This is a genomic window from Roseateles sp. P4_D2, from assembly GCF_056401875.1.
The window spans coordinates 145,850-167,946 of the sequence record NZ_JBFUIM010000008.1; the positions used below are offsets into that span (position 1 = coordinate 145,850).

A 22,097-nucleotide genomic window follows, 5' to 3' on the forward strand; every position below is an offset into this window, starting at 1 on the left:
GTTGCTCAGCCAGGCGCCAACGGCTCTTGGGAGGTGAAGGTTCAGCATGCGCGCGACGCTAGCGGCCGCGCCGGTTCTTGACCATGCTCCGTTGTCCCTCGACCTTGGGACCAAGTGTGTGGACTTGTGTCCCTGCTGACGACAGGCTGTCTGCGCGCGGATCGAACGAACGATCGAGAGTGCAAGCCTGCGGGTTTACATCCCCGGCAGGCCCTTCATGCCGCCCATGCGCTTCATCATCTTCATCAGGCCGCCGCCCTTCATCTTCTTCATCATCTGCTGCATCTGGTCGAACTGATTCAGCAGGCGATTGACGTCCTGGATCTGCACGCCGGCGCCGGTGGCGATGCGGCGCTTGCGGCTGGCCTTGCTCTTGCCATCCATCAAGAGGGCCGGGTGTGAGCGCTCCTTGGCGCTCATGGAACGCAGGATGCCTTCCATGCGCTTCATGTCGCGCTCGGCGCGGTCCATGTCGGCCTGGCCGGGCTGCTTGTTGCCCATCATGTTCTGCGGCAGCTTGTCCATCAGGCCGCCCAGGCCGCCCATCTTCTTCATCTGCGCGATCTGCTGCAGGAAGTCATTCAGGTCGAAGCCGCTGCCGCTCTTGAGCTTGTCGGCCATCGCCTGGGCGCTGGCCATGTCGACGTTGGCCGTGACCTGCTCGACGAGGGCCACGATGTCGCCCATGCCCAGCACGCGGCCGGCGTGGCGGTCGGCGTCGAAGACCTCCAGCCCGTCGATCTTCTCGGACACGCCGGCGAACTTGATCGGCGCACCGGTGATCTGGCGCACCGACAGCGCCGCACCACCGCGGGAGTCGCCGTCGAGCTTGGTCAGCACGACGCCGGTCAGCGGCAGAGCGTCCTTGAAGGCCTTGGCGGTGTTGATCGCATCCTGGCCCTGCATGGCGTCGACGACGAACAGCGTCTCGACCGGGTTCAGCACCGCATGCAGGTCCTTGATCTCGGCCATCAGCGCTTCATCGATGGCCAGGCGGCCGGCGGTGTCCACCAGCAGCACGTCGATGTAGTGGCGCTTGGCGTAGTCCAGCGCGGCCAGCGCGATGTCACGAGGCTTTTGCTCGGGCGTGGACTCGAACCATTCGGCGCCGGCCTGCCTGGTCACCGTCTTCAACTGCTCGATGGCTGCCGGGCGGTAGACGTCGGCGGAGACTGTCAGCACCTTCTTCTTGCGCTTCTCGATCAGGTGCTTGGCGAGCTTGGCCGTCGTCGTCGTCTTGCCGGCGCCCTGCAGGCCGGCCATCAGGATGACGGCGGGCGGCTGGGCGGCGAGGTTGATGTCGGCCACGCCTTCGCCCATGGTCGCGGCGAGTTCCTTGTGCACGACCGAGACCAGCACCTGGCCGGGGTTCAGCGAGCCGACGACCTCCTGGCCGAGCGCCTTCTCCTTCACGCGGGCAATGAAGTCGCGCACCACCGGCAGGGCCACGTCGGCCTCCAGCAGGGCCATGCGCACCTCGCGGAGCATGTCCTGCACGTTGCTCTCGGTGATGCGGGCCTGCCCGCGCATCGTCTTGACGAGGCGACTCAGGCGGTCGGTGAGGTTGGATGCCATGGTGGGGAGGTGGGCTAGGAGGCTGTCGGGCTTTGGGCGGGGTGCACGTTGGATCTGCAAGGGGGCTGAGGCTAGGCGCGACGACGCTGCGGGCTCGTGCCCGCGAGGAGGAGCAACAACGCATCAGCCCCCTTGCAGACCCAACCCGAAGGGCCGAGGCGATTTGCGGGGCCATGCGTCGTTGCCGACTCGTTGCTGGGCCCCACCCAACGCCTCGTCGACGCCTAGCCTGGCCTCGCAACTCGCCTCGGCGCGCACCCCGCCCAAAGCCCGACAGCCTCCTGGACCGCCAGAACGGCGGCAGGCCAAAAGTACACTGCAGCCATGAGTTTATCGCCCGCCCTTCTTGCCGATGCTGGAGACGCCGCAGCCGGCGCCCAAAGCCTCGGCCCCGGGCCGGCATTGGCCGTCGCCAGCGCGCTGGCGCTGCTGGGATATGTCTGGGTTGGCCTGCTGCGCGCGCGCGCCGGCGACGATGCCTCCGTGCGGCGGCCGCTGCGGTCCGTGCCGCCCATGGCCCTGGCCTGGACGGCCCAGTTCGCCGCCCTCTATATAGATATCAGTGGCTACGGCCTGGCCGAACCGGGTGCGCGCTTCGGTTTCGCGCCGGCGCTGTCGATGACGACCTGGCTGGTGCTGACGGTCTATCTGGTTGAAAGCCGCTTCCTGCCCCTGCACAGCGTGCGGCGCGTGCTGGCCTGGCTGGCGGCGGCGGCCGTGCTGCTGGCTTGGGGCTTCCCCGGTGAGAGCCGGCCGCTGGCCGCGTCGCCCTGGGCGCCGTTGCACTGGGTGCTGGGCCTGGCGTCCTACGGCCTGTTTGGCGTGGCGGTGCTGCATGCGGCGCTGATGAACCGCGCCGAGGCGCAGCTGCGCCGCAAGCAGTCGACACCGGCCGGGCTGCCGCTGCTGCGGCTTGAGCGCCTGACCTTCCAGTTCGTGGCCGCCGGCGTCGGCGTGCTGTCCCTGGCCATCCTGCTGGGATGGTGGTTCACACCGCATTGGCGTTGGGACCATAAGAACCTGCTGGCCGTGCTGGGCTGGCTGGTGCTGACCGGCCTGCTGGTCGGGCGGCGCATCTACGGCTGGCGCGGCCGGCGTGCGACGCGCTGGCTCTACGCCGGCGCGGCCTTGCTGCTGTTGTCCTATGCCGGCTCGCGCTTCGTGCTGGAGGTCATCCTGCAGCGCGGTGTCAACGGAGGCGGCGCATGAAATACCTGCTGCTGCTGGCCCTGCTGGCGGGCCTGTTCTTTGTGCTGGGCATCAAGCGCGGCCGGCCGCGCGAACCCGAGGCGCGCAAGCCTCAGCCGCCGGCGCCGCCGCAAGCCATGCTGCGCTGCGCCGAATGCGGCATGCATCTGCCCGTCGATGAGGCGCTGCCGGGCAAGGGTGGCGTGTTCTGCAGCTCGGCGCATCGCACCAGCTTCGAGGCCCGCGAGGGGCAGGCCTGACGGTGGCCGGCGCCGGCAGCTGGTTCGTCGAGCAGCCGCCGGCGGAGCCGCCGGCCGAGGCCAGCGCTTCGTTCGAGCGTCTTTACCGCGCCTTCCTGTCGGCGCGTGCAGCCCTGGGCCTGGCCCTGGTGATGGCCCAACTGATCTCCGTCGTTCTCGGCACGACGCCGGCGCGCTCGACGCTGGCTCTGAGCCTGTCCTATGCCATGGCGGCCCTGGCCCTGTGGCTGGCGCCGCAGCTGCGGCGGGGCGCCTCGGCGCGCAGCCTGGCGCGCATCAGCAGCCCCCATTGGTGGAGCGCCATCGGCGTGGACTTGATCCTGTTCGGCGTGCTGCATGCGCTGGACCCGAGTGGGGTGAACTACGGCGCCCTCTTCGTCATGCCGGTGCTGATGGCGGCCGTGCTGAGCCCGCGCATGCTGGCGCTGGCTACAGCGGCGATGGCAACGCTGGGCCTGCTCGGTGCGGCCGCCTGGTCGCTGCTGGCCGGCCTGGACGTGGGCCTGAAGACGACGCAGGCCGGCCTGGTGGGCAGCGGCCTGTTCGCCGTGAGCCTGCTCGCCGGTGAGCTCAGCGCGCGGCTCGCTCGCGAGGAGAAGGCTGCACGCGGCAGCCTGGCGCTCGCCCGCCAGCAGGAGCTGCTGAACCGCCTGGTCATCGATGAGATGCAGGAGGGCGTGCTCGTCGTCGACCGGCGTGGCCGCATCCGCGCGATGAACCCGGCGGCGCGCAGCCTGTTGGGCGCCGCCAGCGGAGAGCTGAGCTGGCAGTTGCGCGGGCGGGCCGACTGGCAGCCTCTGGTGCTCGCATTGGAGCGAGCCTATGGCGGCAACGCCGGTGATGGGGGAGCGGAAGTCGACGTGGCGCTGGCGCTGGACAGCGGCGCCGCGCGCAGCCTGCGCCTGCGCCTGCGCTTCACACGCCAGCGCGAGGGCAGCGAGGAGCTGTGCGTGCTGTTCGTCGAGGACAACCGCGAGCTGCTGGCGCGTACCCGCCAGGAGAAACTGGCCGCCATGGGGCGGGTGTCGGCCGGCATCGCTCACGAGATTCGCAACCCGCTGGCGGCCATCGCCCAGGCCAATGCCTTGCTGGCCGAGGACGTCGCCGGCGGGCGCGCCGAGCAGTTGACCAGGATGGTCGCCTCCAATGTGCAAAGGCTCAAGCGGTTGGTCGACGACGTCAGCGAGCTGGCGCCCGGCATGCAGCCCGACACCCAGCCGCTGGACGTCAGCCTGTTGGTACAGGAAACCTGTGAGGACTGGGCCAAGGTCAATGGCGTCGAGCCCGGTGCCCAGAGTCGCTTCCGGCTGCACATCGCCGCGCCTGGGCTGATGGGGCTGTTCGACGCCGAGCATCTGCGCCGCGTCCTGGTCAATCTGCTCGACAACGCGCACCGCCATGCCGAGCCCGGCGCGGGCGCGATCCAGGCGGAGCTGGACCGCCACGGCGATGCGCTGGACCTCGTCGTGCGCAGCGCGGGCGCGCCGGTGCCGCATGAGATCGAGCGCCATCTGTTCGAGCCTTTCTTCTCGACACGCAGCCGCGGTTCGGGCCTGGGCCTCTACATTTGCCGTGAACTGTGCGAGCGTCATGGCGCCCGCATCGACTACCGCCGCGCCACTGACGCGGCGGCCAACGAGTTCTGCGTTCGACTGCGCACGCCCCCATCTGCATCCTCTGCATGACTACTGCCACGCTCCCGCGCCTGCTGGTCGTCGACGACGAGCCCGATCTGCGCACGCTCTACGAGCTGACGTTGCTGCGTGAAGGCTATGAGATCGACAGTGCGGGCACGGTGGCAGAGGCGCTGGCGCATCTGCAGGCCCAGACCTACAGCGCCGTCATCACCGACATGAAGCTGCCCGACGGCTCGGGCCTGGCATTGCTGCGCTGGCTGGAGCAGGCCGGCCGACCCGAGAAGGCCATCGTCATCACGGCGTTCGGCTCGGCCGAGAACGCGGTGGAGGCCTTGAAGGCCGGCGCCTACGACTACCTGACCAAGCCGGTGGACCTGCGCCAGTTCCGCCTCGTCGTCGGTTCGGCACTGGGCCGCGTGGCGCCCGATCCCAGCCCGGCGGCGCAAGAAAAAAGCGTGGCAATGCCGGCGTCGGCGCTGCGCTTGGTGGGTGAATCACCGGCCATCCGCGCGGTTCGCTCGCTGATCGACAAGGTGGCGCGCAGCATGGCGCCGGTGCTGGTGCAGGGTGAATCCGGGACCGGCAAGGAGCTGGTGGCGCGGGCCATCCACGACCACGGCGTGCGCGCCGGGCAGGGCTTCATCGCCGTCAACTGCGGCGCCATTCCCGAGAACTTGCTGGAGGCCGAGTTCTTCGGCTACCGCAAGGGCGCGTTCACCGGTGCCAACGAGGACCGCGAGGGCTTCTTCCAGGCGGCGGATGGCGGCACGCTCTTCCTCGATGAGATCGGCGACCTGCCCCTGGCGATGCAAAGCAAGCTGCTGCGCGTCATCCAGGAGCGTTCGGTGCGGCCGGTCGGCGCCACCGCCGAGACGCCGATCAATGTGCGCATCCTCAGCGCGACGCACAAGGATCTGTCCGCCGAGGTGGCGGCGGGGCGCTTCCGCCAGGACTTGTTCTACCGCCTCAACGTCATCCAGATCCGCGTGCCGCCGCTGCGCGAGCGCCTGGAGGACCTGGGCCTGATCAGCACCCGGGTGCTGACCCGCATCGCCCAGGACGCTGGCGTGTCACCAGCGCCGCGACTGACGGTGGGTGCGCTGCAGACGCTGTCGCGCTATGCCTTTCCCGGCAATGTGCGCGAGCTCGAGAACCTGCTGCACCGCGCGCTGGCGCTGGCGGGCGGTGAGTGGATCGACGCCGACGATCTTGGCCTGCCCGACACGCTGCTGGACGAGGACCGCAGCGAGTCGCAGTTCGCCGCGCTGGACACCCCCCTTGGGGCGGCACCAGTGGCCGAGGGCGTGTCCCTGCCCGAGGAATTGCCGTCGGACCTGGCGCGCTATCTCGACGAGGTCGAGCGCGCCATTCTGCTGCGAGCGCTGGAGCTGCACCGCTTCAACCGCACGGCCGCGGCAGCCAGCCTCGGGCTGTCGCTGCGCCAGATCCGCTACCGCATGGCGCGGCTTGCGATCTCGGCTGGTGACAGCTGAAAGAAAAACCTTCTCGGGATTTGCCCTGCTTGAATCTGCGGCGAGGCTATAGAGCGCTTGCTCGGACGCAGCGCTGGCGCGGCCTTGCGGCCCGCTTCGGCCCGCCAGCCCAGTGTTGATGCGGGTTGCCGGTTGCAAGCCCCGATCTGATCGGCCAAAGGCGCGCGCAGGGCATTTGTCCAGAGAAATCGCGGCCAGGGTTTGACACTAGCGGTAGTGCTTGAGGACGGCGGGGGCCATAGATATAGTGTTCCTTCGTGATATCCTGCTGAGCCAGTCGACCCCATGACCATCCCCTCGGATTCGCTGTTTGCAGTGGCTTGGCCACGGCAGCAAAGCGCCCGGGGACCAAGCCGAAACGCCGGCCTGGCAATGGAGCGGCAGGGACGAAATACCCCACTGAAGCACCGCACGATGCGCTGGCCCGACCTTCGGGTTGATGCCGCGCATTTGCCCGTCATTTCTCGATAAAGGATCCCCTCATGCTGCATGAAGCCGCCACGGGCCAGGCCACCTCCGCCTCGCTGTCGTCGCAGTCCCCGGTCGCGTTTGGATCCGACGCCACCGCCCCCAGCGCCCCTGCGTTGTCCGGCTATCAGGCCTACCAGATCATTCGCCGCAATGGCGCCGTGGTCTCGTTCGAGCCGAGCAAGATCGCCGTTGCGCTGATGAAGGCTTTCCTGGCCGTGCATGGCACCAGCGGCGCGGCCTCGGCCAGCGTGCGTGAGACGGTGGAGCAGCTGACCCAGAACGTCGTGCGCGCCCTGCTGCGCTCGCGCCCGAGTGGCGGTACCTTCCATATTGAAGATGTGCAGGACCAGGTCGAGCTGGGCCTGATGCGCAGCAGCAACCATGAAGTCGCCCGCGCCTACGTGCTGTATCGCGAGCGCCGCACGCAGGAGCGCGCCGCGCAGGGCGAGGCCACGCGCGCCGCCGAGCCGGTGGTGATGGTGGTGGACCGCGGCGAGCGCCGCCCGCTGGACCTGGGTGCGCTGAAGTCGCTGATCGCGTCGGCCTGCGAGAACCTCGGCGCCGACGTCAAGCCTGATCCGGTGCTGGCCGAGACCCAGCGCAATCTGTACGACGGCGTCGCCATCGACGAGGTCTACAAGGCCGCCATCCTGGCCGCGCGCACGCTGATCGAGAAGGACCCCGGCTACAGCCGCGCCACCGCGCGCCTGCTGCTGCACACGATCCGCCGCGAGATCCTCGGTGGCGAGGTGCTGCAGGGTGAGATGACCCAGCGCTACGCCGAGTACTTCCCCGGCTATATCAAGAAGGGCGTGAAGGCCGAACTGCTGGACGAGAAGCTGCAGCAGTACGACCTGGTCAAGCTGGGTGCGGCGCTCAAGCCCGAGCGCGACCTGCAGTTCGACTACCTCGGCCTGCAGACCCTGTACGACCGCTACTTCCTGCACATCGAAGAGCAGCGCATCGAGCTGCCCCAGGCCTTCTTCATGCGCGTGGCCATGGGTCTGGCCCTGGGCGAGATCGACCGCGAAGCCCGCGCCATCGAGTTCTATGAAGTGCTGTCGAGCTTCGACTTCATGTCCAGCACGCCGACGCTGTTCAACGCCGGCACGCGCCGCTCGCAGCTGTCGAGCTGCTACCTGACCACCGTCAGCGACGACCTCGACGGCATCTACGAGGCGCTGAAGGAGAACGCGCTGCTGAGCAAGTTCGCCGGCGGCCTGGGCAATGACTGGACCCCGGTGCGCGCGCTGGGCTCGCACATCAAGGGCACCAACGGCAAGAGCCAGGGCGTCGTGCCCTTCCTGAAGGTGGTCAACGACACGGCGGTCGCCGTGAACCAGGGCGGCAAGCGCAAGGGCGCCGTCTGCGCCTATCTGGAAACCTGGCACCTCGACATCGAGGAGTTCCTGGACCTGCGCAAGAACACCGGCGACGACCGCCGCCGCACGCACGACATGAACACGGCGAACTGGATTCCCGACCTGTTCATGCGCCGTGTGCTCGAAGGCGGTGACTGGACGCTGTTCAGCCCCAGCACCTGCCCGGACCTGCACGACCTGTTCGGCAAGCCTTTCGAAGTGGCCTACACGGCCTACGAGGCCAAGGCCGACCGCGGCGAGATCAAGCTCTTCAAGCGCATGCCGGCCAAGGACCTGTGGCGCAAGATGCTGTCGATGCTGTTCGAGACGGGCCACCCCTGGATCACGTTCAAGGACGCCTGCAATGTGCGCAGCCCGCAGCAGCACGTCGGCGTGGTGCACTCCAGCAACCTGTGCACCGAGATCACGCTGAACACCAACGACAGCGAGATCGCCGTCTGCAACCTCGGCTCCGTCAACCTGGCCCAGCACATCAAGGATGGCCAGATCGACCAGGCCAAGCTGAAGAAGACGACGCGCACCGCGATGCGCATGCTCGACAACGTCATCGACATCAACTACTACGCCGTCAAGAAGGCGCGCGACTCCAACCTGCGCCACCGCCCGGTCGGCCTGGGAATCATGGGCTTCCAGGACGCGCTGTACCAACTGCGCACTCCCTACGCCTCGCAGGCTGCCGTCGACTTCGCCGATCGCTCGATGGAGGCCGTCTGCTATCACGCCTACTGGGCCTCGACCGAACTGGCCGAGGAACGCGGCCGCTACTCCACCTACAAGGGCTCGCTGTGGGATCGCGGCATCCTGCCGATCGACTCGCTGGACCTGCTGGCCGAGGCCCGCGGCGGCTACGTCGACGTCGACCGCTCGACCACGATGGACTGGGACGCCCTGCGCGGCCGCATCGCCAGCTTCGGCATGCGCAACAGCAACTGCGTGGCGATCGCGCCGACGGCGACCATCTCCAACATCATCGGCGTGGACGCCTCCATCGAGCCGTGCTTTGGCAACCTGTCGGTCAAGTCCAACCTGTCGGGCGAATTCACCATCATCAACGAATCGCTGGTGCGCGACCTGAAGGCGCTGGGCCTGTGGGACGACGTGATGGTCATGGACCTCAAGCACTTCGACGGCTCGCTGCGTCGCATCGACCGCGTGCCGGAGGAGATCAAGGCGCTCTACGCGACGGCCTTTGAAGTCGACACCGTGTGGCTGATCGAGGCCGGTGCTCGCCGCCAGAAGTGGATCGACCAGGCGCAGAGCCTGAACATCTACATGGCCGGCGCGTCGGGCAAGAAGCTCGACGAGACCTACAAGCTCGCCTGGCAGCGCGGCCTGAAGACGACCTACTACCTGCGCACGACCAGCGCGACGCAGGCCGAGAAGAGCACGGTGACGCGCTCGGGCCAGCTCAACGCGGTGTCCAACAGCACCGCAGCGATGGCCGCCGCACCGGTCGCGCCGGTTGCCGTCGTCGAGCCCGAACTGCCGGCGACGGACATGAAGTTCTGCTCGATCGACAATCCGGATTGCGAGGCCTGTCAGTAAATTCGGAGCGAGGCCTTCACTTGTCTATACAAGTGAAGGCCTCGGTTTCGATGCCCTCGCGCAACAAACTTTGCGCGAACGATGCAAATAGCTGTAGCTAGTTCTTGTTGATTTGCACAAGCACTGCCGATAATTCGAAGTGATAGGAAGCACACCATGCTGGATTGGGACGAAGACCTGAAGTCCACTGACACACACACCGCGAAGCCTGTCGCGGCACTGCCTTCGGCACCCCTGATGCCTGAAGTTGCTCTCGCTTCCTCTCCTGCTCCCAAGTTGTCCGGCGAACCAACCACCGCGCGTCGCGTGAAGGCTGCCGACAAGCGCATCATCAACGGCCAGACCGACGTCAACCAGCTGGTGCCCTTCAAGTACAAATGGGCCTGGGAGAAGTACCTCGCCACCTGCGCCAACCACTGGATGCCGCAGGAAGTGAACATGAGCCGCGACATCGCGCTCTGGAAAGATCCCAACGGCCTGACCGAAGACGAGCGCCGCATCATCAAGCGCAACCTCGGTTTCTTCGTCACTGCTGACTCGCTGGCCGCGAACAACATCGTGCTGGGCACCTACCGCCACATCACGGCACCCGAGGCTCGCCAGTTCCTGCTGCGCCAGGCGTTCGAAGAAGCGATCCACACGCACGCCTACCAGTACATCGTGGAGTCGCTGGGTCTGGATGAGAGCGAGATCTTCAACGCCTACAACGAAGTCCAGTCCATCCGCGACAAGGACGAGTTCCTGATCCCCTTCATCGGCGCGATCATGGACCCGCACTTCCACACCGGCACGCCCGAGACCGACCAGACGCTGCTGAAGAGCCTGATCGTTTTCGCCTGCCTGATGGAAGGCCTGTTCTTCTATGTCGGCTTCACGCAGATCCTCGCCATGGGCCGCCAGAACAAGATGACCGGTGCTGCCGAGCAGTACCAGTACATCCTGCGCGACGAGTCGATGCACTGCAACTTCGGCATCGACCTGATCAACCAGATCAAGCTTGAGAACCCGCACCTCTGGACGGCCGAGTTCAAGGCCGAGATCAAGGCGTTGTTCATGAAGGCCGTCGAACTTGAATACCGCTACGCCGAGGACACCATGCCGCGCGGCGTGCTGGGCCTCAACGCATCGATGTTCAAGGGCTATCTGCGCTTCATCGCCAACCGCCGTGCGGTGCAGATCGGCCTCGAAGCCCTGTTCCCTAACGAAGAAAATCCCTTCCCCTGGATGAGCGAGATGATCGACTTGAAGAAGGAACGCAACTTCTTCGAGACGCGCGTCATCGAGTACCAATCAGGCGGGGCACTGAGCTGGGACTGAAGTCCCAGCCATAACAAGATCAAGACCTGGCCAATGCAGTCACCGAGCGAAACCCGCATCAACACGCTAGACGTGGCGGGGCTGCATGGCGATCCCATTCACCGTATCGAGGCGCTCCTCCTGGGCGACTCTCGGGCGGTGAATAACCGTATCCGCACGGACCGGTCCGTGCGGGACGGTGACTTTTCCACTTGATCAAGGAGAAAACCATGGCAACTGCAAAGACCCCGGCTAAGGCCGCAGCGAAGAAGGCCGCTCCGGCCAAGAAGGCTGCACCCGCCAAGAAGGCCGCTCCGGCCAAGAAGGCCGCTCCGGCCAAGAAGGCTGCGCCCGCCAAGAAGGCCGCTCCGGCCAAGAAGGCTGCGCCCGCCAAGAAGGCCGCTCCGGCCAAGAAGGCTGCRCCCGCCAAGAAGGCCGCTCCGGCCAAGAAGGCTGCRCCCGCCAAGAAGGCCGCTCCTGCCAAGAAGGCTGCTGCGCCCAAGAAGGCCGCTGCCAAGCCCGCCGCGAAGCCTGCTGCCAAGAAGGCCGCAGCTCCGAAGAAGGCTGCCGCCAAGCCTGCCCCGGCTGCCAAGCCTGCCGCTGCTGCAACCGCTCCTGCGGCCAAGACGGCTCTGAGCCCGCAAGCTGCCTGGCCCTTCCCGACCGGCAACAAGCCCTAACCAGGCGATCCGCTGACTCGCCGCCGGGTGGTTCGTCCACCCGGATCCCGGCGAAGCAGGCAACCCGGCCCGAAATTTTCGGTGCCGGGTTTTTTATTTCCGGCGCACTGTTCGCAGGGCCGGGATGCATCTGCTAACGGCTTGTCCGGGCGATGCGGCATGGTCCTACAGGGCCCGCGAATCTGCCGACCTAAAGTCAATTCCGGGCGTAGACCCCTTGCCTCTCTCCCCGCAGCACGCCAGCGTGTTCCGGCCTGACGTCTGACGTTGGTCGAAGCGCTCAAGTCTCAGGGACTCGCATGGGCTCTGCGCCTTTCCCATTGGGACGGCAACGAGGCCATGACGCGGTGCGGGGTGGCCGTTGATGGGCAGTCGGAGTCGACGCTCTCAGGGGTAGAAGATGTTGACGCTGTAGCCGCTGACCTTCTGGCCACCCGTTCCGAACACCAGGCTCAAGGCCTGTTCAGAATCGGCATTGACCTGCGTCAGCACCGGGGTCAGGGTTTCGGGACCGAGCACGCGGCGGGAGAAAGCCGCGCCGCTGGCATCGGTCAAGCTCAATTCCACCCAAGGCGCGGCGACGTCCACGCTGATCTTGTTGCGCAGCGCGAGATTGAGCTTGTAGCTGCCGGCGCCCACCGGGCTGAGCGCCGTTGATTCGATGCTGAGCGCCTCGATGCGCCGCCACGGTTTGACCTCGCAGCCAGCGGCGCTGCACAGCGCCTTCAATGGCTCGCGCAGGGGCGGGTGCAGGGCGGCAATGGCGTCGCGAAAGTGCAGCGTCACCTGCAGGGCCAGCATTGCGGCAAGCAAGAGGGATGCGACGCCGAGGGCCACACGCACGGCAGGGCGATTCCAGCGAGCGGTGTTCTCGGCCTTGCGCATGAACTCGGGCACGAGTCTGCCGGGCGCCTCGGCCTTGCCGGGCTTCTGCGGCTTGGCGGCTTTGGCGACCTTTGCGGGCTTGCCCGGCCGCTCCGCCGGCTCGGCCGTGATGGGAGCCATCTCGGCCATCGACGGTTCCGGCCCGGCATCACGCGCCACCATGGGCGGGGGGGCGGCAACCGGCTCGCTGGCACGGTCGTCACCCACCCAATGAGGCTCGGGCCTGGCTTCCTGCCGACCGTACTCGGAGGGCCAGCCGGTAGGCAAGGCCTCGGCACGGGGCTCGGGTTCGGGGGGCGGCATCCAGTCCGCTGGCGGTGTGTAGACCGGGGGCGGAGGTGGCGGAGGGGGAGGCGGTGGCAGGGGCTCGGGCTCCGGCACCACGGTGGCCGGCGCATACTGTGGCGGCCAGGGCGGTGGAGCGTCCCGCTCGATGTCGAACAGCAGTTCGCGGGCGTCGAAGATCTCCGCGCAACGGCCACAGCGCACCCAGCCATCGGAGACGCGCAACTGGTCCTCGACGATCCTGAAGATCGTTCCGCAGGCCGTGCAGCGCGTCGCGAGGCTCACGGGTGCACCCTTCGCGCTGCGCGCTTGCCTGGCCGACGGAGCGGCCAGGCGTTCGCCAGGCATGAGATGCCCTCAGGGCGTCTCAAGTCCGGGCTCACTCCCGCCAAGCGGGAATGAGCACCTTCGGGCGGCCGTGCGGTGCTCATGCCGCTCGCTGGGCCGTCATCAGGATCCAGCCATCCTCTTCATCGCTGACTTCAAGCGCCAGCCAGGGCGCGTAGGCGGCCTTCAGTTCCTCAGCCTGGCGGCTCAGGATGCCAGCCAGGATCAGGTTGCCGCCGGGCGCGACATGGGCGCAAAGCAGTGGTGCGAGCAGCTTCAGCGGTGTGGCCAGGATGTTGGCCATGACCAGCGGGTACTCGCCCCGGGCCAGCTCCGGCAGGCCGGGTTTCAGCGTGACGCCATTGGCCGCCGCGTTGTCGCGCGACGAAGTGACGGCAGCCGGGTCAATGTCGACGGCGTCGATGTCACGCGCGCCGTGCAGGGCCGCGCCAATGGCAAGGATGCCGGAGCCACAGCCATAGTCCAGCACGCGAATCCAGGGCTGGGAATGGGTCGCGATCCAGCGCAGGCACATGCGCGTCGTTGGATGTGTGCCTGTACCGAAGGCCAGCCCGGGGTCCAGGCGCATGACGCGTTGGGCCTGCGGCGGTGCCTCGTGCCAGCTCGGCACGATCCAGAACTCGGGCGTGATCTCGACCGGCGCGAACTGGCTTTGCGTCAGGCGCACCCAGTCCTGCTCGGGCACGGCCTGGATGGCTTGCACATGCACATCCGTAGCCCAGTCCTGGGCCAGGATCAGCGTCGCCGCCTCGGTGGCCTCGGGCTCGGTGGGAAAGAGGGCCTTGACGACCGAGCGCTCCCAACCGGCTGCGGGCGCCGGCATGCCGGGTTCGCCGAACAAGGCGTGCTCAGCCTCGGTGTCTGCGTCGGCATCCTCCACCGAGACCGCGAGAGCGTCGATCTCCATCAGCGCATCGCTGACGATCTCGACGTCGGCCTCGTGGCAGACCAGGGCCAACTCGAAGAGGTTGCTCATCGCTTGTGGGCAGCCATCCAGCCTTCAAGGTAATGGATGGATGTGCCGCCTTCGATGAACTTGGCGTCGGCCATCAGCTCGCGGTGCAGCGGGATGTTGGTCTGGATGCCTTCGACGACCGTCTCGCTCAGCGCGATGCGCATGCGCGCCAGGGCCTGCTCACGCGTGTCGCCGTGGACGATGATCTTGCCGATCATGGAGTCGTAGTTGGGCGGCACGAAGTAGTTCGTGTAGGCATGCGAGTCCACGCGCACGCCGGGGCCGCCCGGCGCGTGCCACATCGTGATGCGGCCGGGCGAGGGCACGAACTTGACCGGGTCTTCGGCGTTGATGCGGCATTCGATGGCGTGGCCGCGCATCTCGATCTGGCGCTGCGTGAACGGCAGCTTCTCGCCGGCTGCGATCTTGATCTGCTGCTGCACGATGTCGATGCCGGTGACCATCTCGGTGACCGGGTGCTCCACCTGGACGCGCGTGTTCATCTCGATGAAGTAGAACTCGCCGTTTTCGTACAGGAACTCGAAGGTGCCGGCGCCGCGGTAGCCCATCTTCTTGCAGGCCGCCGCGCAGCGGTCGCCCACCTTCTCGATGTTGCGACGTGGGATGCCGGGTGCCGGCGCTTCCTCGATGATCTTCTGGTGGCGGCGCTGCATGGAGCAGTCGCGCTCACCCAGCCAGACGGCGTTCTTGAAGGTGTCAGCGAGGATCTGGATCTCCACATGGCGTGGGTTCTCCAGGAACTTCTCCATGTAGACCTCGGGGTTGCCGAAGGCCGCACCCGCTTCGGCGCGTGTCGTCTGCACCGCGTGCACCAGGGCCGCCTCGGTGTGCACGACGCGCATGCCGCGCCCGCCGCCGCCGCCGGCCGCCTTGATGATGACGGGGTAGCCCACCGATCGGGCGATCTTGATGATCTCCTTCGGGTCCTCGGGCAGGGCGCCTTCGGAGCCGGGCACGCAGGGCACGCCGGCGCGGATCATGGCCTGCTTGGCCGAGACCTTGTCTCCCATCAGGCGGATGGACTCAGGCGTCGGGCCGATGAAGGTAAAGCCGCTGCGCTCGACGCGCTCGGCGAAGTCGGCGTTCTCGCTGAGGAAGCCGTACCCGGGGTGGATGGCTTCAGCGTCCGTCACCTCGGCCGTCGCAATGATGGCCGGCATGCTGAGGTAGCTCTGGGCCGAGGGCGCCGGGCCAATGCAGACGGCCTCGTCGGCGAGGCGCACATATTTGGCGTCGCGATCGGCTTCTGAATAGACGACGACGGACTTGATGCCGAGTTCTCGGCACGCTCGTTGAATGCGCAGAGCGATCTCTCCGCGATTCGCAATAAGGACCTTCTTAAACATCGAGTGGCCTCACTCGATCACGAACAGCGGTTGTCCGAACTCTACGGCCTGGCCGTTCTCGCACATGACCTTGGTGATCGTGCCGCTCTTGTCGGCTTCGATCTCATTCATGATCTTCATCGCTTCGATGATGCAGATGGCTTCGCCTTCCTTGACTTGCTGGCCAACGTCGGCAAACGGCTTGGCGTTGGGGCTGGACGCACGGTAGAAGGTGCCGACCATCGGCGACTTGACGATATGGCCGGTCTCGACCGGCGCGGCGGCCGGGGCCGCTGCGGCGGCGGGCATGGCGACCTGGGCCGGTGCATGGGCGACGGGAGCGGCGGCGTAGACCGGCTGCATGGCCACGGCGGCGGCCGGGTCAGCCTTGACGATGCGGACCTTGCCGTCGGCCTCGGTGATTTCCAGTTCGGAAATATTGGATTCCGAAACCAGGTCGATCAGGGTTTTGAGCTTGCGAAGGTCCATCTTGGCTCCAGGCGGTGTTGTTGTTGTGGGGGAAGAGAAAAAGCGGCGCGAGACCGGAGGTCAGGCGCCAGCTTCCAACGATTCGAGGGCGTGGCGCAGCGCAAGGCGGTAGCCGTTGGCGCCGAGGCCGCAGATGACGCCCACCGCCAGCTCACTCATATAGCTGTGGTGGCGGAAGGCTTCGCGGCGGTGGATGTTCGACAAATGAACTTCGATGAAGGGCAGGGCCACAGCCGCCAGCGCGTCACGGATGGCGACACTGGTGTGGGTGTAGGCGGCCGGATTGATGATGATGAAGCGCGTGCCGTCGGTGCGCGCAGCCTGGATGCGGTCGACCAATGCTCCCTCGTGGTTGCTCTGGAAGCTGTTCAGCGTGGCGCCGGCATCCGTGGCGATCTTGCCGAGTTCGGCATCGATCTGCGCGAGAGTCTGCGCGCCGTAGACCTCGGGCTCGCGGGCGCCGAGCAGGTTGAGGTTGGGGCCATGCAGGACGAGAACTTGCATCAAACATGTGGCGGCGCGCCTGCCCGAAGGTCTAGAGAGTCGCCACTAAATTGAGGAAGGGCGAACTTTACGCGTTTTGGACCCGATTTCCTGCTGGATAGGGAAATTCTCGGGGGCGCGTCAGCTTCGGGCCAATTGGCGCAGTTCTTCCAGGCGGCTCACGCCCAGACGCCGCCAGCTGATCTCCCCAGTCTCGTCGAACACGACGGAAAAGGGCAGGCCGCCGGCCGGATTGCCCAGTTCCCGCACCAGCCCCAGGCCTTCCGGCCCGGCCAGCGCGACCGCGAAATCCAGCGGCGTCTTCTGCAGGAAGGCCTTGACCGGCTCGGCCTGGTCCACCGCCAGGCCCAACACCTGCCAGCCCTTGCCCTTGGCTTCCTTGTAGAACTGGTTGATCTCCGGCAGTTCCTTGACGCAGGGCGGGCACCAGGTGGCCCAGAAATTGACCAGCAGGGGCTGGCCGCGCCAGCGGCTGACGTCCAGATCGCTACCGTCCAGGGCAGGAAAGCGTCGCGCCCAGAATGCTTGGGCGACGACGGAAGCCACCGGTGGGTTCAGCTTGCGCCAGGCGAAGGCGGCGCCCAGGGCTGCGGCCCCGACGCCGGCGCCAGTCAGGATCAGGCGGCGGTTGATGGGCGTCATTCGGCGGCCTCCAGCAGGTTTTGCAGCGCGGCCAGGTCGCCGCGCTCGGTCATGCCGCGCGCGTCGGGCTTGAGGGCGCCGCGCAGGTCGTCGAAGTCCAGGATGGTCAGGCACAGCGTCACCCGCTCGCCCAGGGCGGCGCAAGGTGCATCCAGGATGAGCATGTCGACCTGCCGGCCACGGCCGGCTGTCGTTTCGGCCACGTCGAAGTTGATGCCGCGATCCAGCAAGGCGATCTCGGCCGCCTTGCTGTCGTCGCAATACAGCTGCAGGTGAACATTGGACAGCCGTGTCGCCGTGCCGCGCCAGACGGCGCCAGTCAGGTGCGGGCGGAACTCGGCCAGGCGCGCCATCCACTGCGCGGCCAGCTCGCGCAGGGCCCGCAACTCGGCCGGCTGAGTGTCGGCATGGAAGATGGCGATGTGCTCGCGCACGGCGTCCTCGACCTCGTCGTTGCCGGGCAAGGCGGCGCGCGGCGCGCCCAGGTCGCGGGCGGCGCGCTGCTTGGCCGGGCCCCAGTCCATGCCCTCGTCGACGATGAGGCGGGCCGCGGCAGCGGCGATTTCTTCGGTGAAGTCGCTCATGTCAGTGGCGCACGGCCGTCCGAAGCACTGACGCGCCCCCTCGGGGGGCAGTGAGCGAAGCGAGCGTGGGGGTGGTCATGGCGTTTGGGCGCTGTTCATGCGGCCGACGATGAGGCCGGCCCGGCCCATGACATAGGCCGAGCCCGGCTGGCGCTCGAAGCGCTTGGGCGCCGGCAGCATCACCGCCAGCCGCGCGGCCTCGAAGGCGCCCAGGCGTGACGCATCCGTGCGGAAGTAATGCCGCGCCGCGGCCTGGGCACCGAACAGGCCTTCCCCCCATTCGACACTGTTCAGGTAGATCTCCAGGATGCGCTGCTTGCTCAGCAGGCCTTCCAGCATCAACGTGAGGATCAGCTCCTGGCCCTTGCGCAACAGCGTGCGCTCGCCGGAAAGGAACAGGTTCTTGGCAAGCTGCTGGGTGATTGTCGAGCCGCCGATGACCTTGGCCACACCTTTGCCGCGAGCTTCCACGCGGGCCTGTGCCTTCTCGTTCTTCTTCCAGGCGCCCTTGAGGGCCTCCCAGTCCACGCCGCCGTGCTGGGCGAAGCCGTCGTCCTCGCTGGCGATGACGGCGCGCTTGAGCGTGGTGGCCAGTTGGGCGTCGTTCACCCACTGCTGGCTCCAGGCGACCTGCTGTTTTTCCTTCAACAGGCGCACGGCCTCGCTGCGCTGGAAGCTGGTGGACTGCGGTGCGAGGACGTTCATCAGCGCGATGCGGCCAGCAAACCAGAGCTGCAGGCAAATGACGGCCAGGGCCAGCACAGCGACGAGTCGGCCGATGTGGCGGATCACAGCGCGGCCCCCAGCTCGGATTTCAGCTCGGATCTCAGCGCTTTCAGCACCGGCGCCGTGTCTGGCCGCACGCCGCGCCAGAAGAAGAAGGCCTCGGCCGCCTGCTCGACAAGCATGCCCAGACCGTCGCGGGGCTCGGCGCCGTGGGCGGCGGCCCAGTCCAGAAAACCTTGCGCCTTGGGGCCGTACATCATGTCCAGCGCCAGCGCGCCGCGGGCCAGCACGCGGGCATCGACCGGCGAGGCCGCGCCGGCGAGGCTGGTGCTGGTGGCGTTGACGACGATGTCTTGCGCAGCGGGGGCCTCCGCCAAGGTGACCGCGGCAAGGGGGACGCCCAGGTCGGCATGGCTGGCCACCAAGGCCTGGGCCTTGCCCACTGAGCGGTTGGCGATGGTGATGCGCGCCGGCCTGGCCGCGATCAGACTGCCCAGCACGCCGGCCGCCGCGCCTCCGGCGCCCACCAGCAGCACCTGCAGGCCTTCCAGCGGCCGGCGGGCGTTGCGCTGGATGTCGTTGACGAGACCGACGCCGTCGGTGTTGTCGCCCACCCAGCCCCCTTCGTCGAAGCGCAGCGAGTTGACGGCGCAGGCCAGCGCGGCGCGTTCCGTATGTTCGGTGGCCAGCGCAAAGGCATCGAACTTGAAGGGTACGGTGATGTTGCAGCCCTTGGCGCCAGCGGCCGCGAACGCGCGCAGCGTGGCCTCGAAGCCATCCAGCGGCGCAAGCAGCCGCTCATAGACGAGCTGCTGCCCCGTCTGCTCCGCAAACATCGCGTGGATGGCCGGCGAGCGGCTGTGCTCGACCGGATGACCGACAACGGCATATCGATCAGTCATTGCGGCTGCCCCTGCAAAGTCGTTTCCAGGCTTTCGTCACGCGTGAACTTGAAGCGCGATGTGATGACCAGCACCTCAGCCCCGCGCAGCATCTCCTTGCTGAAATTGCCGAAGGGCGAGGCCGCCTGCACGATGGCGACGGCGCGCTTGTCCAGCGTCGGGTTGCCGCTGGAGGCGACGATCTCGGTCTCGATGACGCGGCCCTTGTGGTCGATGTGGATGTTCATGGTCAGCTCGCCATAAAGCTTCTTGCCGCGCGCCTCGGGGAAGTCGCGCGTGCCGCGCTCCTCGATGCGGCGGCGCAGGCCGTCGTAGTACTGGGCGTAGACCACCTCACGCGTGGCCGGGCTGACGTAGCGCTTGCGCGGCCGGGCGCTCTCGTCGTTGACGCGCTTCTCGATCTCGGCGAGCAGGTCCACGAGCTGTCGGCGTTTCTCGGCCAGGGCGCGCTCGGCAGCGTCGGTCTTTTCGCGGCGCGGGTCAGGCGGGGGCAGCAGGGCCAGCTCGCGCCTCACCTGGGTCAGCAACTGCTGTTGCTGCTGCTGCAACTGGGCGATCTGCGAGCTTTGCGCCTCGGCCGCATCACCCACTTCGCTTTGCCGCGCCGGTGGCAGTGGCGAAGTCGCGCGGCCGGTTTCCATGTTGCCGCCGCCAGCCAGGTTGGCCTGGGCCAGGGCCTGGGCCTTGACGGGCGCCTCGTTGGAGCGTGTGTTGACGAGCACCACCTCCAGCGGCGTGTCCTGGAAGATGCGGTTGAAGGCCTCGGGCGCGGCGATGCGCATGAACATCAGCGCGATGTGCACGCCAAGCGAAAACGCGAGCGCGATCTGCAGCGTGCTCGGTTTGCGCATCTCAGCTTTGCGAGGCCGCTTCGGCGGGTTCTGCCTCGCCGGAACCATCATTCAGGTCGATGGCCAGTGTCAGCGGTGCCGCGGCGGCCTCGAGCTCGTCCTCATCGCCTTCCGGTTCTTCAGCGGCAGGCGACTCATCCAGCCGCTCGACCAGCGTCGCATGCACGTCCAGCGTCATCTCGTCCAGCCCGGTGATGCGCACCTTCACATGGCTGCCGCGCGGCAGCGAGTCGCAGCCCAGCGCCTTGAACACCAGCGGCAGGTCGTCGGCGCGCACCAGGCCGTCCTTCATGACGGCGGCGGTCAGTTCGGTCGTGCCGTTCTGCTGCAGCCAGCGCAGCGTCCAGAAGCGCTCGATGCCGTTCTGGAAGCCGTTGTAGGCCATGTAGGCGGACTCGAAGCCCGAGATGATGGAGAACAGCTGCGCGTCCTTGGGCTTGAAGGGCGCGGCCAGTGCTGCCATCTTGCCGTGGCGGGCGCAGGCAATGATCTGCCACTGGTTGACCAGGTCGACATAGCGGCGCAGCGGCGACGTGGCCCAGGTGTACTGCGCCACGCCCATGCCGGCATGGGGCAGGGCCTTGACGCCCATGCGCACCTTGATGCCCGGCGCGAGGCTGGCCTGGCTGCGGTAGATGCCGGGCAGGCCCAGCTCGGCCAGCCAGCCACCCCAGGCGGAGTTGGCCAGGATCATGGCCTCGGCCACGATCAGGTCCAGCGAGCTGCCGCGGGCGCGCATGCTGATCTCGACGGACTCCGTGCCGTTCGGCGCCTCCGAGCGTTCGCCGGCAAGGCGGAAGTTGTAGTCCGGCCGGTTGAAGTTCTCGGGTTTGCCGCGCACGACCTCGCGCTGGGCCTTCAAGTGCTTGGCCAGGCGCCAGGTGAAGGCGAGTTCGCGTGCGAAGGCGTAGTCGGCCGGCGCCTCGCCCGACAGCGTGGCGTCGGTGACGATGCCGTCGAGCTTGTCGTGGCGCAGGTTGGCGGCGATGTGCACGCGCTCCAGCCTGGTCTCGCGTGCCTTGATCTCGAAGGTGGCCTCATCCATCGTGAAGTAGATGGAGACTGCCGGGCAGTCGCGGCCCTCGATCAGCGTGTAGGCCTGCACGACGTCGTCGGGCAGCATGGTCAGCTTCCAGCCCGGCATGTAGACGGTGGACAGGCGCTCGCGGGCGACTTTGTCGACGGCCGAGTCCGGCGTGATGGCCAGGCCCGGTGCAGCGATGTGAACGCCGAAGGTGACGGTGCCCGTGCCCAGGCCCTGCACCGACAGCGCGTCATCGATCTCGGTGGTCTGCGAGTCGTCGATGGAGAAGGCGCGCGCCGGCGACAGCGCCAGCTCGTCCTTGATCTCCGGCGCCGTCAGCGCGGGGAAGCCGGCGCCCTTGGGGAAGTTCTCGAACAGGAAGCGCTTCCAGTGGAACTGGTAGGCGCTGGTGATGGCGCCGGCGCCCTGCAACAGGTCCAGCGGCGCTTTGTGCGACTTCTTGCTGGCCTCGACGACAGCCTTGTATTCCGGGCCGTTCTTGTCGGGCTTGAAGAGGATCTTGTAGATCTGGTCCTGGATGGGCGCGGGGCAGGTGCCCGCCGCCAGCTCGTCGGCCCAGGACTCGATCTGCAGTTGTTGCTGGCGTTTGCGCTCGATGCCCAGCAGCGCGGCCTTGACGATCTCCTCGGGCGCCTTCTTGAACTGGCCCTTGCCGGCGCGGCGGAAATAGTGCGGTGCTTCGTAGAGACGAAACAGCGCGGCCGCTTGCTGCAGGGTGCCGGCCTTGGCGTCGAAATAGTCGCGCGCCAGGTCGGCGAAGCCGAATTCTCCCTCGGGGGCGAATTCCCAGGCCAGGTCGAGGTCGATGTCGTCGGCCAGCTTGCGGGCCTCCGCCAGCAACACGGCTGGCGCCGGCTGCTCGAATTTCAACAGCACGTTGGCGGACTTGACCTTGACCCGCTTGCCCGAGTCCAGCTCGACCTGCAGCGAGGCATCGGCCTCCGACATCACCCGGCCGGCGAGAAATTTCCCGGCGTCATCAAACAGCGCAAACATAGGAGGGCGATT

The 22,097-nt window shown here is 67.2% G+C and carries 19 protein-coding genes; 7 read left to right on the forward strand and 12 right to left on the reverse strand.

Annotation, left to right across the window (positions count from 1 at the left end; genetic code table 11):
• Positions 1-195: 195 nt before the first annotated feature.
• Positions 196-1,575: a signal recognition particle protein gene (gene ffh, locus AC1DW0_RS16075; RefSeq protein WP_457349941.1), complete on the reverse strand. Its 1,380-nt coding sequence runs from the start codon at positions 1,573-1,575 to the stop codon at positions 196-198.
• 324 nt (positions 1,576-1,899) lie between these two features.
• On the opposite strand from ffh, the gene AC1DW0_RS16080 reads away from it, so the two are divergent.
• The 7 genes from AC1DW0_RS16080 to AC1DW0_RS16110 all read left to right on the forward strand — a co-directional run bounded on the left by AC1DW0_RS16080 (position 1,900) and on the right by AC1DW0_RS16110 (position 11,527).
• Complete coding sequence (locus AC1DW0_RS16080; RefSeq protein ID WP_056203530.1) at positions 1,900-2,784, forward strand: cytochrome C assembly family protein; 885 nt, start codon at positions 1,900-1,902, stop codon at positions 2,782-2,784.
• Positions 2,781-3,023 carry a PP0621 family protein gene (locus AC1DW0_RS16085; protein WP_056203534.1) on the forward strand — a complete coding sequence of 81 codons (243 nt, stop codon included), beginning with the start codon at positions 2,781-2,783 and terminating at the stop codon, positions 3,021-3,023. The genes AC1DW0_RS16080 and AC1DW0_RS16085 overlap by 4 nt, the downstream gene beginning before the upstream one ends.
• A gap of 2 nt (positions 3,024-3,025) precedes the next feature.
• Positions 3,026-4,708, forward strand: a complete 1,683-nt coding sequence (locus AC1DW0_RS16090) for a sensor histidine kinase (RefSeq protein WP_477946865.1) — start codon at positions 3,026-3,028, stop codon at positions 4,706-4,708.
• Complete coding sequence (locus AC1DW0_RS16095) at positions 4,705-6,153, forward strand: sigma-54-dependent transcriptional regulator (protein WP_457326055.1); 1,449 nt, start codon at positions 4,705-4,707, stop codon at positions 6,151-6,153. The genes AC1DW0_RS16090 and AC1DW0_RS16095 overlap by 4 nt, the downstream gene beginning before the upstream one ends.
• A 482-nt stretch (positions 6,154-6,635) precedes the next feature.
• On the forward strand, positions 6,636-9,551 hold the full coding sequence (locus tag AC1DW0_RS16100) for a ribonucleoside-diphosphate reductase subunit alpha (RefSeq protein WP_056203543.1): 2,916 nt from the start codon (positions 6,636-6,638) through the stop codon (positions 9,549-9,551).
• Positions 9,552-9,707: 156 nt separating this feature from the next.
• Entirely contained in the window at positions 9,708-10,868 is a 1,161-nt protein-coding gene (locus AC1DW0_RS16105) for a ribonucleotide-diphosphate reductase subunit beta (RefSeq protein WP_457443147.1), read from the forward strand.
• Between the two features lie 209 nt (positions 10,869-11,077).
• Positions 11,078-11,527 (forward strand): histone, encoded by a 450-nt coding sequence (locus tag AC1DW0_RS16110; protein WP_457323809.1) that lies wholly within the window; start codon positions 11,078-11,080, stop codon positions 11,525-11,527.
• Between the two features lie 387 nt (positions 11,528-11,914).
• Here AC1DW0_RS16110 and AC1DW0_RS16115 read toward each other — a convergent pair whose 3' ends face one another.
• The 11 genes from AC1DW0_RS16115 to AC1DW0_RS16165 all read right to left on the reverse strand — a co-directional run bounded on the left by AC1DW0_RS16115 (position 11,915) and on the right by AC1DW0_RS16165 (position 22,085).
• The gene (locus AC1DW0_RS16115; protein WP_477946869.1) at positions 11,915-13,045 is read right to left on the reverse strand and encodes a zinc-ribbon and DUF3426 domain-containing protein; all 1,131 of its coding nucleotides are present in this window, start codon (positions 13,043-13,045) and stop codon (positions 11,915-11,917) included.
• 79 nt (positions 13,046-13,124) lie between these two features.
• Positions 13,125-14,021: a 50S ribosomal protein L11 methyltransferase gene (prmA, locus tag AC1DW0_RS16120; RefSeq protein ID WP_056203552.1), complete on the reverse strand. Its 897-nt coding sequence runs from the start codon at positions 14,019-14,021 to the stop codon at positions 13,125-13,127.
• The gene (gene accC / locus AC1DW0_RS16125) at positions 14,018-15,367 is read right to left on the reverse strand and encodes an acetyl-CoA carboxylase biotin carboxylase subunit (RefSeq protein WP_056203555.1); all 1,350 of its coding nucleotides are present in this window, start codon (positions 15,365-15,367) and stop codon (positions 14,018-14,020) included. Before accC ends, prmA begins: the two co-directional genes overlap by 4 nt.
• 9 nt (positions 15,368-15,376) lie before the next feature.
• On the reverse strand, positions 15,377-15,835 hold the full coding sequence (accB, locus tag AC1DW0_RS16130; RefSeq protein WP_056203557.1) for an acetyl-CoA carboxylase biotin carboxyl carrier protein: 459 nt from the start codon (positions 15,833-15,835) through the stop codon (positions 15,377-15,379).
• A 60-nt stretch (positions 15,836-15,895) separates the two neighbouring features.
• Positions 15,896-16,342 carry a type II 3-dehydroquinate dehydratase gene (gene aroQ, locus AC1DW0_RS16135; RefSeq protein ID WP_457394870.1) on the reverse strand — a complete coding sequence of 149 codons (447 nt, stop codon included), beginning with the start codon at positions 16,340-16,342 and terminating at the stop codon, positions 15,896-15,898.
• A 117-nt stretch (positions 16,343-16,459) separates the two neighbouring features.
• On the reverse strand, positions 16,460-16,981 hold the full coding sequence (locus AC1DW0_RS16140; protein WP_477946872.1) for a TlpA disulfide reductase family protein: 522 nt from the start codon (positions 16,979-16,981) through the stop codon (positions 16,460-16,462).
• Complete coding sequence (locus AC1DW0_RS16145) at positions 16,978-17,565, reverse strand: hypothetical protein (RefSeq protein ID WP_056203566.1); 588 nt, start codon at positions 17,563-17,565, stop codon at positions 16,978-16,980. Before AC1DW0_RS16145 ends, AC1DW0_RS16140 begins: the two co-directional genes overlap by 4 nt.
• A 75-nt stretch (positions 17,566-17,640) precedes the next feature.
• Entirely contained in the window at positions 17,641-18,390 is a 750-nt protein-coding gene (gene mtgA, locus AC1DW0_RS16150) for a monofunctional biosynthetic peptidoglycan transglycosylase (RefSeq protein ID WP_457354341.1), read from the reverse strand.
• Complete coding sequence (gene aroE, locus AC1DW0_RS16155; RefSeq protein WP_477946874.1) at positions 18,354-19,193, reverse strand: shikimate dehydrogenase; 840 nt, start codon at positions 19,191-19,193, stop codon at positions 18,354-18,356. The genes mtgA and aroE overlap by 37 nt, the downstream gene beginning before the upstream one ends.
• Positions 19,190-20,044, reverse strand: a complete 855-nt coding sequence (locus AC1DW0_RS16160) for an energy transducer TonB (protein WP_457326062.1) — start codon at positions 20,042-20,044, stop codon at positions 19,190-19,192. Before AC1DW0_RS16160 ends, aroE begins: the two co-directional genes overlap by 4 nt.
• Position 20,045: 1 nt before the next feature.
• On the reverse strand, positions 20,046-22,085 hold the full coding sequence (locus AC1DW0_RS16165; protein ID WP_477946876.1) for a ribonuclease catalytic domain-containing protein: 2,040 nt from the start codon (positions 22,083-22,085) through the stop codon (positions 20,046-20,048).
• Positions 22,086-22,097: the final 12 nt, after the last annotated feature.